General features: G+C 44.7%; 10 protein-coding genes. 9 read left to right on the top strand and 1 reads right to left on the bottom strand.

The window, feature by feature from the left end; translation table 11 throughout:
- Positions 1-236 precede the first annotated feature (236 nt).
- From ACFQV5_RS02925 to ACFQV5_RS02955, 7 genes are all read left to right on the top strand, one after another.
- On the top strand, positions 237-1,184 hold the full coding sequence (locus ACFQV5_RS02925) for an ABC transporter permease (protein ID WP_379243483.1): 948 nt from the start codon (positions 237-239) through the stop codon (positions 1,182-1,184).
- Positions 1,185-1,208: 24 nt separating this feature from the next.
- Complete coding sequence (locus ACFQV5_RS02930; protein WP_379243485.1) at positions 1,209-2,102, top strand: carbohydrate ABC transporter permease; 894 nt, start codon at positions 1,209-1,211, stop codon at positions 2,100-2,102.
- Between the two features lie 49 nt (positions 2,103-2,151).
- Complete coding sequence (locus ACFQV5_RS02935; RefSeq protein ID WP_379243487.1) at positions 2,152-3,786, top strand: extracellular solute-binding protein; 1,635 nt, start codon at positions 2,152-2,154, stop codon at positions 3,784-3,786.
- Between the two features lie 138 nt (positions 3,787-3,924).
- Complete coding sequence (locus tag ACFQV5_RS02940) at positions 3,925-5,934, top strand: galactose-binding domain-containing protein (RefSeq protein ID WP_379243489.1); 2,010 nt, start codon at positions 3,925-3,927, stop codon at positions 5,932-5,934.
- Between the two features lie 42 nt (positions 5,935-5,976).
- Positions 5,977-7,011 carry a peptidylprolyl isomerase gene (locus tag ACFQV5_RS02945; RefSeq protein ID WP_379243491.1) on the top strand — a complete coding sequence of 345 codons (1,035 nt, stop codon included), beginning with the start codon at positions 5,977-5,979 and terminating at the stop codon, positions 7,009-7,011.
- 234 nt (positions 7,012-7,245) lie between these two features.
- Positions 7,246-9,804, top strand: coding sequence for a beta-mannosidase (locus ACFQV5_RS02950; RefSeq protein ID WP_379243493.1), 2,559 nt, complete (start codon positions 7,246-7,248; stop codon positions 9,802-9,804).
- Positions 9,805-10,028: 224 nt separating this feature from the next.
- Entirely contained in the window at positions 10,029-10,952 is a 924-nt protein-coding gene (locus ACFQV5_RS02955; RefSeq protein WP_379243495.1) for a hypothetical protein, read from the top strand.
- 185 nt (positions 10,953-11,137) lie between these two features.
- Here ACFQV5_RS02955 and ACFQV5_RS02960 read toward each other — a convergent pair whose 3' ends face one another.
- Entirely contained in the window at positions 11,138-12,214 is a 1,077-nt protein-coding gene (locus ACFQV5_RS02960) for an ROK family protein (RefSeq protein WP_379243497.1), read from the bottom strand.
- A 161-nt stretch (positions 12,215-12,375) separates the two neighbouring features.
- Between ACFQV5_RS02960 and ACFQV5_RS02965 the strand changes: the two genes are divergently transcribed.
- Positions 12,376-13,155: a glucosamine-6-phosphate deaminase gene (locus ACFQV5_RS02965; RefSeq protein ID WP_379243499.1), complete on the top strand. Its 780-nt coding sequence runs from the start codon at positions 12,376-12,378 to the stop codon at positions 13,153-13,155.
- A complete protein-coding gene (locus ACFQV5_RS02970; RefSeq protein WP_379243501.1) occupies positions 13,152-14,321 on the top strand; it encodes an N-acetylglucosamine-6-phosphate deacetylase in 1,170 nt (389 codons plus the stop codon). The genes ACFQV5_RS02965 and ACFQV5_RS02970 overlap by 4 nt, the downstream gene beginning before the upstream one ends.
- Positions 14,322-14,411 lie beyond the last annotated feature (90 nt).

Genomic DNA, 14,411 nt, shown 5'->3' on the forward strand with positions numbered 1-14,411 from the left:
TTAAGCATATACAATATTACGATAAATATATACAAAACTTAGATATGATAGAAAATGAAATGATCATAATTAATTCCACACAGATGCCGAGTTATGTCTATATGCGTCAGAATGGAAGCTTAATATAATGAATCCATAAGTTGATATGGGCCGCGGGTTTGTATCTTAAACATGAAAACGCATTCAGCAAGGCGGCACACGATCTTGAAAATACGAAAGTAAGGCGGCGAGGGTGGATGAAAACAGAGAAGAGATCGGAGGGGCGCACCTCTAAAAGCGCTTTATGGAGTACGGTTCGTCAATATAAGTATCACTATTTAATGTTGCTTCCTGTTGTCATATGGTACTTGGTATTCAGTTATTTACCGATGTATGGTGTTACGCTTGCTTTGAAAACATTCGATTTCAGTAAAGGGATATTAGGAAGCCCTTGGATCGGGTTTGATCATTTCAAAGCGCTAGTGAATGATTTGGAATTTTGGAATGCATTTCAAAATACGGTCATCATCAGTTTATCGAAGCTGGTCATTCATTTTCCGCTTCCAATCATTCTAGCCATTGTCATGAATGAGTTCTCCCGGCACCGGGCGAGAAAGTTCTTTCAGACATTGTTTACGTTTCCTCACTTTATCTCATGGGTTGTTCTTGCGGGAATCCTGACCAATATCCTCAGTAATGATGGGGTGTACAACCAGATCCTAGCACTGTTTGGAATGGATTCATCATCTCCGCTGGTCAATGAGAACGAATTCCGGCCTATGCTTTACATAAGCCATGTGTGGAAAGAGATTGGATGGGATTCCATCATTTATATGGCAGCGCTTGCGGGGATCAATCCGGATTTATACGAAGCTGCTGAGATCGATGGAGCAAGCCGTTTTCAACGTCTTAGATTTATCGCTTGGCCGGGTATTAAGAGTACGGTAGCGATTCTATTTGTACTAACGGTCGGGGGCCTGATGAGTCTTGGAGGCAGCTTTGATCAAATCTTTAACCTGTACAGTTCACCGGTATATTCCGTAGCTGATACGATCGACACCTATATTTACCGGACCACATTTACAGTCGGTGCTGATTTTGGTTATATGACCGCGGTCGGACTCCTGAAGTCAGTGATCAACCTAGTGCTTCTAGTGCTGGCGAACATCACGGTGAAGAAGATGGGAGAACAGGGATTGTACTAAGACTGAAAGGAGCTGCTATGTGAAATGGAACAAACCATTGCTAAGAAAAAAATGAGTACCTTCGATATTGTGACCTATATCGTTCTGGGTATTCTTGCAATCATTACGTTTTACCCTTTCTACAACGTTATCATTATTTCGTTCGCTAAGTTCGATGTAATAAGTAAGAGTGATTTGTACTGGCTGCCACTTTCGTTTGATCTTTCAGCCTACAAAGTGGTTCTAGCAGATTCGAAATTTTGGAATGCATTCGTGGTTTCAATTCTAGTTACAATCGGCGGAGTGATCTTTAGTATGATTATCTCTGTGGCTGGTGCGTATGCTCTTTCGAAAAAAGGGATGCCTGGCAGAAATCTCGCTCTTACACTCATCCTGTTTACGATGTTCTTTAACGGGGGACTGATTCCGTTTTATCTGATCGTTAAGGAAGTAGGCTTGATCAATAACATTCTGGTTATGATCATCCCTGCAGGTATTAATACGATGTACCTGATTATTATGAAGAACTATTTCAGCACAATTCCGGATGGACTTGAAGAGTCCGCTAAGCTGGATGGTGCGAATGATATGTACATTTTGCTCAAAATCATCATTCCAATCTCGATGCCATTTATGGCAACCTTCGGATTGTTCTACGCGGTGGAACGGTGGAACGAGTGGTGGCACGCGCTGATCTTTATCAGTGATGCGGACAAGGCTCCACTGCAGATTTACCTCAGAAATGTTCTGATTACGGCCAGCTCGTCACTGAATAGTATGGCGATGACCATGGCAGAGCAGAAGAATTTGGCCAAGGTATACACGCCTAGTCTGCAGATGGCAAGCATCGTGATCTCCTGTTTACCGATCATGCTTGTATATCCATTCCTGCAGAAACACTTCGCCAAGGGAATCCTTGTCGGATCCATGAAAGAATAACACTTTCACATACAGACATCTGTTATACAAAAAAAAGGGAGGGTTTTATATGCAAAAGCTACGCAAATTCAGCATGCTAACGATCGTTCTTGTGATGATCGCTGGATTGTTCGCTGGATGCGGTACTAAGGAAGCAACAAATGAAGGCAACAACAGCGATGGAGGAACTAGCACAACCAACACAGCTAGTGATGATCCGTTTAAGGATCACCTCGAAATTTCGGTAGCATTTTGGGATATTGACAATGTTGCCTCTAAGTTTGAACAAGATAAAATTTTTCAGGATTTGATGAAGAAATTCAATGTCACACTGAAACCAGTAAACGTTACATGGGATGACTATGTACAGAAATATCAAATGTGGGCAGCTTCCGGTCAGCTTCCGGATGTGTTTGCAACCGATGCAATCGGAACACAGTACTATAGAAACTGGGTAAATCAGGGCATTGTTAAAGCGCTCCCAGAGGATATGTCAGCTTACCCGAACTTGGCTGAATATTTTGAGACACCTGATATTAAAGGACTAAGTGAAGATGGCAAGTTCTATAACGTTCCAAGACGTATGTTCCCTACGGTTCAGTGGAGTGTACTTGACCGTCCTGTATTGTACAGATGGGATCTTGCGCAAAAAGCAGGTATTACGAAAGAACCTGAAACATGGGATGAATTTAAAGCGATGCTTCAAGCTATTGTAGATCAAGATCCTGAGGGCAAGAAAGTAACGGGCCTGACATCCTCGACTACAAAAATGCTTGGCGGATTCTTCTGGCTGTACGGCAATGCTGCAGCAACGAGCGATGGTAGTGGCAGTGACTTCAAATGGATTAAAGAAGACGGACAATTTGTTCCAGCTGTATTCAGTAAGAATGCACTCCCTGCTCTCGAAAATATGAGAGAGATGTTTGATAACAGACTGGTAGACCCAGATATCGCTTTGACGAAGCCAGATACCGCATATGACAAGTTTGTATCTGGTAAATCAGCAGCGCTATTAATGGGTGGCGGATTTACGGGCGTCGATCAGAACATTTACGAAAAACGTTGGAAGACTGCTTATCCAGATGTAGATTTCACTGAGAATGTAAAAGTATTGAAACCGTTAAAAGGTCTAGATGGTGAGCGTTATCACCCTGTATTTAAGACATACTGGTCAGAAAGCTACTTTAATGCAAAGATCGACGACAAGAAGCTTGACCGTATTATGAGAATTTATGACTATGTCCTTTCCGAAGAAGGTCTTGAATTGCTCACATACGGTATCGAAGGTGAAGATTACAAAGTGGAAGGGGATAAGAAGGTTCCTCTACACGAAGAAAATCTAAACGAGAAATATCCAGCTAAAAATCTCATGGTAAATCTGGTTACTTATAATACTTCGGCTGCTTACGACATGGATAGCCCAACGATTGCCAATAAAGAGATTAGACAAGAAGCTGTGGATTTCATTGATTGGAGTACTAAAAACTCTAAAGTGCCAGATTATGATATCCGACTGACTTATATGTCTACACCAACTAAGGATAAGTTCAGCGTGTTGGATCATGACGATCTTTTAAAGGTGATGCTGAGTAAAGAACCGGTTGAGCAAGTATGGAATGAGATTGTAAATGGGTATAAGTCCAAAGGGCTTGATAAAATGATTGAAGAAGTAAACGCTCAGGCGAAAGAAGCCGGAATTGAATAGAGCATAAGCACGAGGAATTAGGTTTTACCGCAAAACGCGTCTCTTATTATTAACAGGAAATGTTCAAAGTCAGCCAAAGAACAGATTCTATTAAGATAGAGGCGCTTTTGCGTATCAAAATATATAGGAGGCAGATGAATGAAACGAAAAGAAGTTGCCAAGGGCTTAAAGATGGTGGTGATTATGTTATGTATTATGGTAGCAGGGGCATTATCGGAAAAAGCAGCAACCGTGCTTGCAAATGACAGCGCTTACTATGTGGACTCGGTAGGCGGGAACGATGCGAATGACGGCTTAAGTCCAGAAACAGCATGGAAGACCCTTACAAAGGTTAACAGCACAACGTTTACGCCAGGGGACAGCATTCTATTTAAAGCTGGTGGTGTGTGGAGCGGAGAGCTGTGGCCAAAGGGATCTGGAGCTAGCGGAAAACCAATCAAGATTGATATGTATGGAACAGGGAGCAAGCCAGCTTTTACCGGTAGTCCTACGGCCAAACAGACACTGTATCTGTTCAATCAGGAATACTGGGAGATCAGCAACCTCGACATCTCTGCGAATTATTCGGATTCTTTTACTAGAAGAGGGATATACGTGCATGCGGAGGACTACGGAACGGTGAATCATCTGCATTTCCGCAATTTGGTCATTCATGACGTATGGCCTAACATCCCGCATACCAACAATAACACGGCTAAGGATACAGGCGGCATGTTCTTTCAAATTACGGGAAGCAGCACCATTACCAAATTTAATGATGTTCTCATTGAAAATTCAACAATCCGGGATCTTGACCGGGAAGGGATTACGCTTACGTGGACATCTTGGGCTAACCGGACTGGAGAGACTGGAGGAGCTGGTCCATGGACCGGAAGTACAAATGTTGTTATTCGCAACAACTACTTAACAAATATCGGTGGAGACGGTATGGTCCTCCAAGGGGTACAGTCTCCCCTGATTGAATACAACACAATCGATGGCTTTAACCTGAGAAATAATAACGTGAGTTATAATGCAGGAATGTGGGCCTATTCGGCAGATGATGCGGTGTTCCAATATAATGAGGCGTTTAATGGCAAGGACACAAGGGACGGCATGGCCTGGGATGCAGATGCGCGGACGAACCGGATCATCTTCCAATACAATTACAGCCATGACAACGAAGGTGGAGCAATGCTCTTCATCAGTTATGGTACGGAATATTCCAGAGATGCCATATATCGATACAATATTAGTCAGAACGATAAGAACTATCTGATCACCGCTACAAATCCGATTAATGCGAGCGTGTACAACAATGTGTTCTATACAAAAAGCGGTCTCAAAGCCAACGTATTTAATACGAACAGCGGAACGGCATCATTTAAGAATAATATCTTCTACAATCAAGGGACGACTTCTACAAGTGGTTGGGGAGCCAATTATACGTATAACAATAATATTTTCTTCGGCAATTATGCCAGTACGCCAAATGACCCGAACAAAATTACTGCGGACCCTCAGTTCGTGAATCCGGGAACGGGGCAGATTGGAATAAACACACTGGCAGGGTATCAGTTAAAAAATACATCCCCGGCTCTCAACAGCGGTGTCAGTGTTCCGAACAATGGCGGCAAAGATTTCTGGGGGAATCCGCTTTACTACGGAAATCCGGATCGGGGTGTGTACGAGCATCAGGCAAACGTCAGTGTCCCGACAAACGTAGCGCTTGGAAAGCCAGTGACTTCGGGGAGCTTCGTCAATAATTCCTCTTATGCAACAGATGGATTAGCGAGTAATAAGGATCTGTTCGCAGGGTTGGATTCCGGATTACAGTGGATGAAAATAGACCTTGGCGCTTCTTATCAAGTGGATCGGGTGAAGCTGTGGCATTACTTCGATGGCCGAAAATATAAAGATGTTATCGTCCAATTGTCTAACACCGCTGATTTCTCAAGCGGCGTAACAACGGTATTTAACAACGATGACAATAACAGTGCCGGACAGGGAGCGGGCACGGATGCTGAATATTCGGAGACAGCTGCTGGTAAAGAGATTACCTTTAATCCTGTACAAGCCAGGTACGTTAGATTTTGGTCAAACGGAAGCAATACGAACATTTGGAATCACTATGTGGAGGCTGAGGTATACAGCGCGACCTCGCCGTAAGGAGAGGCTGTTATGAGGGCGATACTTCTAACCAGGAAATTCATGATAACTTTGCTTGTGGGTGTGACGACTCTTTGTTTTGCTGTAGTAGGATTTCAGATTATTAATAATGCTATGGCAAAACAATATGTAGTATCGGTGAACGGCAATGGTGTATCTGAGCAGGAGTTTGAAGCAGCCATGTCGCTTGAACGAGTGGGCGTTATTCATGAATTCCAGACGACTTATGGGGCTGAATACGATCAAGATTTCTGGACCACTAGCTATAACGGTATCACGCCTACAGATATTATTCGCAAGAGAGCGCTGGATCGAGTTATTAGCATAAAGCTACAGCAGATCGCTGCTGTCAAGGCAGGTATTATAGAGGAAAAAGATATCTCCTATTCAGGGTTCCTTAACTTATTGAAGAAGGAGAATGAACGGAGACAGCAGGCCCTGAAGAATGGACAGGTCATCTATGGTCCCCAAAGCTATGGTGAAGAGGAATTCTATCAATACACCATAAATAACATGGTGATTGGTCTCAAGGAGGAGCTGGCTAAGTCCGAGCTTGACCTTTCTCCTAACGAGATGAATGCCTATTATTATGAACATAAGAATTCCCTCTATAAAAAACCACCATATATCCGGACGATGAAGCTGGTTGTAGAGGAAACACCGAAAGTTAAAGAGAAAGCTTGGAGCACTGTAAAGCAGGTTAAGCTTGAGGCTGAGCGCCTTCGTTCGCTGGAGCTTGCTGTGGGCAGTAATAAGGGAAAGGTAGAGCTTTCGGAGCAAGTATTTGATGAATCCTCAGAACGTGGAGATCATAGGTACGCAGCAGAGCTGCTGGAGGCGGCTAAACAGCTGGAACCGGGAGAGATTAGCGATGTGATCACGATCGAAGGCGGGTTCGCTTTATTAGAAGGCCTGGAGCGCAGAGATGAAGGGTACTACCCGATCGCTGAGGTTCAGGAGGATATAATGAATCGGCTCATTGATAAACAATACGATATCTGGCTTGCTAATGAGCAAGATACAGCTGTGATCGAGCTGAATAACAAGCAGTATAACAAGATTGGCATAGATCTATAAAGAGAATGGTAAGAACAGAGCAGACCCTTAGGGAAAGCTCTGTTCTTTTTTTTCGATATATGAACGGGCAGGTCAGCATAATATTTGTATTGTGAATAAAATATAAGCATTTTGTTATTGAATAGATAATAATATTATGATAACTTTGTTGATAGTTATGAGTTTGTTAGTATGCTGTTTGCAGGATCGTGTAGGTAATAGAGAGCAACATTAATAAACCTCAAGGAGACAAATATGAACCCACAATTACTAGGTAACTGGACATTTAAAGCTTGTGATGAACACGAATGGCTGCCTGCCCAGGTACCGGGATGCGTACATACAGATTTGCTGAGGAACGGTGTGATCCCGGATCCTTTCTATGGAACAAATGAGCATGATCTGCAGTGGATCGATAAGAAAGACTGGGAATACGAAACTAGCTTTGAGGTTTCGGATGAACTGATGGCAAAGTCTCATATAGAGCTTGTATTTGACGGATTGGACACGTATGCGGATGTATACGTGAATGGAAAAGCTGTTCTGTCAGCAGACAATATGTTCCGTTCTTGGAGGATTGAGATAAAGGATATCATCGTTCGAGGCAGCAACAAAATTCGAATCGTATTTCGTTCCCCGATCCAAGAGGACCTGCCAAAGCTAGAGAAGTTAGGATATGCGCTACCAGCATCCAATGACCAATCTGAACTAGGCGGACTCGGGGAGAAACGGGTTAGTATATTTGCACGTAAAGCTCCATATCATTACGGCTGGGATTGGGGACCGCGCTTTGTAACGAGCGGAATATGGCGTGAGTGCCGAATTGAAGCATGGTCTGAGTTAGAGATCCGGGATCTGTTTATCCGTCAGGATCAAGTAACTGCATCGTCTGCCCGAGTTACAGCTGTTGTAACTGTAGAATCGGATGAATCCATCGATGGAACCCTCGCCATCACTGCGGCAGGACAAGAGTGGAAGTCTGAGGTACAGTTCGTTCGTGGTGTTAACACCATAGAGCTTGCTCTGGATATAAAGGAGCCGAAGCTATGGTGGTGTCGGGGTCTTGGCGATCCGAACCTCTATGATTTCCGTGCAGAGATTAGAGCGGGAGAGCGCACAATAGCGGATGCGGCGGTTCGTACCGGACTGCGGAGTGTGCGGCTTGTTCAGAAGGCGGATCAACGGGGCTCTTCCTTCTACATAGAATTAAACGGGACACCTGTATTCGCTAAGGGAGCAAATCATATTCCGAATGACAGTTTCTTGACCGATGTAACAGACGAACGCTATCGTCATGAGATTGCGTCCGCCGCGGAATCCAATATGAACATGCTGCGCGTTTGGGGTGGCGGCATCTATGAAGATAAAGTATTTTATGATCTGTGTGATGAGTATGGGCTTATGGTCTGGCAGGACTTTATGTTTGCTTGCAGTATGTACCCTGGCGATGAGGCGTTTCTCGAAAACGTCCGGCTCGAGGCAGAAGAGAATGTGAGCAGGCTGCGTAATCATCCAAGCATTGTGTTATGGTGTGGAAATAATGAAATTGACTCCGCATGGGCCCACTACAACGAGCATGCAGGCTGGGGATGGAAGAAGGATTACAGTCATGAGATCCGCGAGAAGATATGGGCGGATTACAAGAAGATTTTCCACGATATTTTGCCGGCAGCCGTTAATAGCTGTGCGCCTGGTGCTGATTACTGGCCGTCTTCACCAATCGTATCCATTAGCGAAGATATAAATCAGCATGCGACTTCACTTACAACAACGGGAGATATCCACTATTGGGGAGTTTGGCATAACACAGAGCCGTTTGATAACTACAACGTACATGTCGGTCGCTTTATGAGTGAATACGGTTTTCAATCGTTTCCGGAACCGAAGACGGTAAGAACGTATGCTGAAGAGAGTGACATGGAGCTGGAATCCAAGGTTATGCTGGCCCATCAGAAGAATGGTGCAGGCAACCGCCTGATCAAGAACTATATGGACCAGTATATGAATGAACCAAAGGATTTCATATCGTTCTTGTATATGAGCCAAATGCTGCAAGCGGAAGCGATGAAGACAGCAATTGAAGCGCATCGTCGGAATAAACCGTATTGCATGGGCACCCTATATTGGCAGATGAACGACTGCTGGCCAGTTGCTTCCTGGGCAGGGATTGATTATTTAGGGCGTTGGAAGGCGATGCAATATGTTGCCAAGCGGAGCTTCCGCGATATTTCTCTAGCGATTGAACAGAAAGAAGAGAAGGTATCCGTTCACTTAATATCTGATGTGTCTGAACCGGTTAGAGGAGAACTGCTTCTTCAGCTGTTCAACTTCGAAGGTAAAGAGCTTCAAGCAAGATCCGTATTGGTTCATGCCGAGCCACAGGCTGCTCTTGTTGTATATAAGACGGAATTAACTGAGCTCCTTGGTGCGCATGATCCTTCTTCGGTTGTCCTCCATGCCGAACTGAAGCTTGAGGAAGAAATTGTGGATAGTAAACAGCATTATTTCGTACATGATAAGGAACTTCAATTTCAGAATCCAGATATTACGGTAACGGAAGTCGAAGGAAGTGGTGGTACGGTCTTTACGGTGGAGAGCAAATTGTTTGCTCGTCAGGTATGGTTGTCGACAGAGGTCGAGGGGATTTTCAGTGATAACTTCTTTGATCTTATCCCTGGGAAGCCTAAAACCGTATCTTTTAAATCACGGCACTCAGGTGAGACGGCGTTTATTCCTGCATCTCCAGGGGCAGTGAAGGTACTCTCGATGTCGGATTGTATTCTTCCTAAAGAATCGGTTGTAGCGCACGATTAATTGTCATGTTGCAAAGGGCATATTCCAGGTCAAACGACCTTAGGGATATGCCCTTTTACGTATTCATGGTGCGTGATTATTCCCTAGGAAATGACACGTGGTAGTCTGAGGAGTCATTTTGTTAGTACGAAAGTATGAATTCGGTTATTCGCTATTGGAAGTAAGTTCAATTACAGGTAGAATATGCGTGATTTTCTAATATTGAAAAAGGGGGCATTATTCTAATGAAAAAAGAAACTTTATATAAGTTTTTTCTTGTGGCATGTGCATTTTTCATTGCTTTTACCGCATTAATTCCTCTTCCTACTGTGGAAGCAGCTACAGATCAGAAGTGGATCAATCAGGTGTGGAACAAGTATAAAACGTATAACAAGAAAACGGTTAGCGATTATAAAACATACCAGCAACAGATCGACAAGAACTACAAGCAGTTATATGATACAAGCCAAGCGGCGCTTGATGCATTGGAGAGCAAGGTCCTTGCAGATCAGGAGCAGTGGAATGAAAAGTTGAAGGCTGACTTAGACGAGATGGAGAGGCTGTTCGGTGATAATCGTGATATGGCGAACAAGTTGAGAGACTATAAGAATTTCATCAGTCCTACTTATCTCAATAGCCCGATGTGGAAGTATACTAAAGAGGCAAGCCGAACATATCTGAACAGCAAGATGTGGAAACTGGATAAAGAGCTAAGCGAGACGTATTTGAACAGCTACATGTGGAAGTATAACAAGACCATTTCTCCCACCTATTTGAACAGCGCTGCTTGGAAAATGAAAAATAATGTGAGTGAAACGTACTTGAACAGTTACATGTGGAAACTTCGGAATGCTTCTAGCGCTACGTATCTCAACAGTCCGATGTGGAAATATCGTTCAGGGAAAATATCTAAGGCACAGGCTCAAAAACAATATGATGCCTTGTATAAGCAGCAGACTACAGCACTAGCGAATAACAATGCGGCAAGGAAAAAAGAGATTGCAAATATGGCTAACAGCACCAAGACAAATGTAAACCAGCTGATTCTTGAAACCAGCCAAGCACTGGAATCCCAACGAGAAGAAACACTTCAGCGGATTTCTGAAGCCCGGAAGAAACTTACGGGAGAGGGACTGACGTGGGAGCCGTTGTTGATGGTTAGTCCTTAGTCGGAGAAAGGGACAGAGGACATATTTGAAATTCGATTCTTTATAAATATGAAATCAGGCCCTCGAGATGATGAATCTTGGAGGGCTTGCTTCACTTTATTGGTGTATAAACGATGTCTTTCTCGCTTGGTTCTCATAGAATGAGCTCTCTTAAGGATGGTTCCGTGGAGAGCTCATTTGCTTGTCTATTCGGCTTCATACTCCTGAATGACGGATAGTGCGGCGCCGACAGCTGGATTTTCCTGATTCCGGACGAATAAGATATCTGTATGCTGGGCAGGGAATCGGAGCGTATTTGCTTGGGTTGTTTCAATGGTAACCTGTTTGAACAGCGCATTCTCACCATATGGGCTGTCGATGACGATCTGCTTCGGATTACAGAGATGAATAATGTGAGTGAGAGCAGTGCTTAAATACTGACCAATATCCCTGTAAACAGTCTCTTGTTCCTCCTGCTGTAGACGGAGGTCTACGGTTTTCGTCCGTATGAAAGCTTCAAGGCATCCTCTTCGTCCGCATTGGCAGAGAGGGCCTGCAGGATCAATCATTAAGTGACCCACCTCACCTGCTGTCCATGTGCCACCAAAATACAGCTTGTCCGAGATAAGGAAAGCACCTCCCACGCCCTCGTCAATCCGGATATAGAATGTAGAAGGAGCAGTCTCTTCGTCTAATTGCTGCAAAGTGGCGAGCGCGCTCGCTTTAACGCTGTTCATAACCCGGAGCGGCAGTGATATATGGGAAGATAGAATACTGTTTGCATCCACGTTGCTCCAGCCCAAATGTGAGGAATAATACACAAATCCTGTAACCGGATCGACGATGCCTGGAAGTCCTACACCGACACCAATCGTCTCGGGGTGTATTCTCATCAGTTCTGCGGCTCTTTGTCCGATCTCCTTCAGACACTGCTCCGGCTCGGCGGTGTTCAGAGTGAAGCGTTCCGATTCGATAACCTGGGAGTAATAATCGGTAACCACAAGATAAGCTTGATTGTGCTGAATAAGAATTCCGATGGATTTAAGAGCGTTCGGAATGATGGTTATTTTTATTTTGGGACGTCCTGCTGCAGTTGCCTCGTTAGTGCCCACTTCCTGGATGATCTGCTGTTTAATAAATTTTTCTACGATCAGTGACACCGTATTCTTACTGATGGTAAGTTTACGGGCAATGTCCAGCCGTGAACTGATGCGTTCTTTTCGCAAAAAAGCCAGAACACGCTTCTCATTCTGCTGCCGCAATACGGCGGTTCCTTTCGTCATTTCATAACCTCTTTTGCAATATTGGGATAAAGCTGCATAAAGTTATTGTAACAGTGATGATTGACTTTCCAAAGACCCTATAGTATTTTATAGAAAATAATTAATCCTAAACAAGGATTAATGCAAGCGTGATAGAGAATATCTGAGACACGGAGGAGATTATGATGAGTCTACCGGCTGTAGTGGATGAGATGGTTGATCAGCTGAAGGTTCAGGTGTATGCGAACCGTTCGGCGCTTGGCAGAGCTGCTGGTCTGGATTGTGCCGCACATATGAGATCGCTGCTGGATAAGCAAGAGCATGTACGGATGATATTTGCAGCAGCTCCATCACAGAATGAATTTCTGGAGACGTTAGTAGGGGAGAAGGATCTGGACTGGTCCCGTGTCACGGTATTTCATATGGATGAATATATCGGACTTCATGAGCAAGCGCCTCAGAGATTCGGGCAGTTTCTGAAGGAGCGGTTGTTCGATAAAGTTCATCCTGGAAAAGTTCATCTCATCCAAAGCTCCAATATACCCGAGGAGGAGAGCCGGCGTTATGGAGAGCTTGTTGCTGAAGCGAAGATTGATATCGTCTGCATGGGGATTGGAGAGAATGGGCATATCGCTTTTAACGACCCTCCCGTTGCTGATTTTAACGATCCTGCATGGATGAAGACCGTGGAACTGGATGAGGTATGCCGGCAGCAGCAGGTGAATGATGGGTGCTTCGGCTCGATAGAGCTTGTTCCTTCACATGCGCTGACACTGACAATCCCTGCGCTGATGAGCGGGAAGAGACTATTCTGCATGGTCCCTGGAGTGACTAAGAAGGAAGCTGTGAAGCGGACGCTTAGGGATGATATTTCTACTTCATGTCCTTCTACAATTCTACGGAAACACGGGGACTGTACACTCTACACGGATGTAGCAGCTTATGGAGAGGGAGAACCATGAACCAAGGCGACTCTTGGACTGTCAGAGGGATTCATTATGAAAGTGGAGTACCCGTTGAACTGAGTATTAGCGGAGATCGAATCGTTGGTATGAAATCGTATGATCCGCTAGATCGAGAAAGCCTGCCTTTTATTGGCCCTGGACTGATTGATCTACAGATCAATGGATATGGTGGTATGGATTTTAATACGCTGCCCTTGTCCACTCAGCTGGTTAATGAAGTGACAGAACAGCTCTGGCGGGAAGGTGTAACAGCGTATTGTCCGACGATCATTACGAATGGTGATCAAGCGATTGAGGATGCGGTAAGGACAATAGCCGAAACTTGTGATCAGTATAAGAGGGTGGATGAGAGCGTTATTGGAATCCATCTGGAAGGACCTTTCATTACGGCAGAGGATGGCCCCCGAGGTGCACATGCTCGGCAGTATGTAAGAGCACCGAAGTGGGAGTTGTTTCAGCGGTGGCAGGAAGCAGCAGGCGGCAGGATCTCCATCATAACAATTTCTCCGGAGTGGAAGGAAGCGCCGTACTTTATTGAACGCTGCGTGGACAGCGGTGTGATTGTGTCTATTGGGCATACAGCTGCCACGCCACAGCAGATTCAGGAAGCGGTGAAAGCCGGAGCGAGCATGTCTACGCATCTCGGTAATGGAGCGCATCTGATGCTGCCGCGACATCCGAATTATTTATGGGAACAGCTTGCAGAGGATAGCCTGCATGCTTGTATTATTGCAGACGGATTTCATCTGCCAGATTCCTTTATTAAGGTTGCTTTGCGCTCTAAGGGAGAGCGTCTAATGTTAGTAAGTGATGCCGTATCATTATGCGGCAAGCCCGCTGGCATCTACGACATGCATATCGGGGGAAGGGTCTTGCTCACGAATGAAGGAAGGCTTTGCGTAGCTGAGCAACCAGAGCTACTGGCCGGTTCTGCCCAAATGCTGACATGGGGCATTGGAAAACTAATTGATAGCGGACTAACGGATCTGAGACAGGCTTGGGAAATGGCATCTCTTCGTCCCGCCCAGTTTACCAGATGCTCTGATCTCGGTGAGTTTAATGTGGGTAAAGCCGCAGATCTTGTACTGTTTGATGTTCGGGGAAGGAACGTTATTGTTCGTCAGACGATCAAGAGTGGTAAAGTGGTCTTTACTGGTGTCTAAGCTATAAGGGAGAGAGTTGTTAAACTCTCTGTATATAAACAGTAAAGAGGCCTCCTTTAGTCAGTTGACTGAGGAGGCCTCGTATTAATC

This window comes from Paenibacillus sp. GCM10028914, assembly GCF_042666275.1.
Lineage (GTDB): Bacteria > Bacillota > Bacilli > Paenibacillales > Paenibacillaceae > Paenibacillus_AQ.

Bases quoted from the DNA above. Each gene is read 5' to 3' on its own strand.
- ACFQV5_RS02935 (WP_379243487.1), top strand. From the start codon at position 2,152: ATGCAAAAGCTACGCAAATTCAGCATGCTAACGATCGTTCTTGTGATG.
- ACFQV5_RS02960 (WP_379243497.1), bottom strand. From the start codon at position 12,214: ATGACGAAAGGAACCGCCGTATTGCGGCAGCAGAATGAGAAGCGTGTT.
- ACFQV5_RS02925 (WP_379243483.1), top strand. From the start codon at position 237: ATGAAAACAGAGAAGAGATCGGAGGGGCGCACCTCTAAAAGCGCTTTA.
- ACFQV5_RS02950 (WP_379243493.1), top strand. From the start codon at position 7,246: ATGAACCCACAATTACTAGGTAACTGGACATTTAAAGCTTGTGATGAA.
- ACFQV5_RS02930 (WP_379243485.1), top strand. From the start codon at position 1,209: ATGGAACAAACCATTGCTAAGAAAAAAATGAGTACCTTCGATATTGTG.
- ACFQV5_RS02940 (WP_379243489.1), top strand. From the start codon at position 3,925: ATGAAACGAAAAGAAGTTGCCAAGGGCTTAAAGATGGTGGTGATTATG.
- ACFQV5_RS02945 (WP_379243491.1), top strand. From the start codon at position 5,977: ATGATAACTTTGCTTGTGGGTGTGACGACTCTTTGTTTTGCTGTAGTA.
- ACFQV5_RS02970 (WP_379243501.1), top strand. From the start codon at position 13,152: ATGAACCAAGGCGACTCTTGGACTGTCAGAGGGATTCATTATGAAAGT.
- ACFQV5_RS02955 (WP_379243495.1), top strand. From the start codon at position 10,029: ATGAAAAAAGAAACTTTATATAAGTTTTTTCTTGTGGCATGTGCATTT.
- ACFQV5_RS02965 (WP_379243499.1), top strand. From the start codon at position 12,376: ATGATGAGTCTACCGGCTGTAGTGGATGAGATGGTTGATCAGCTGAAG.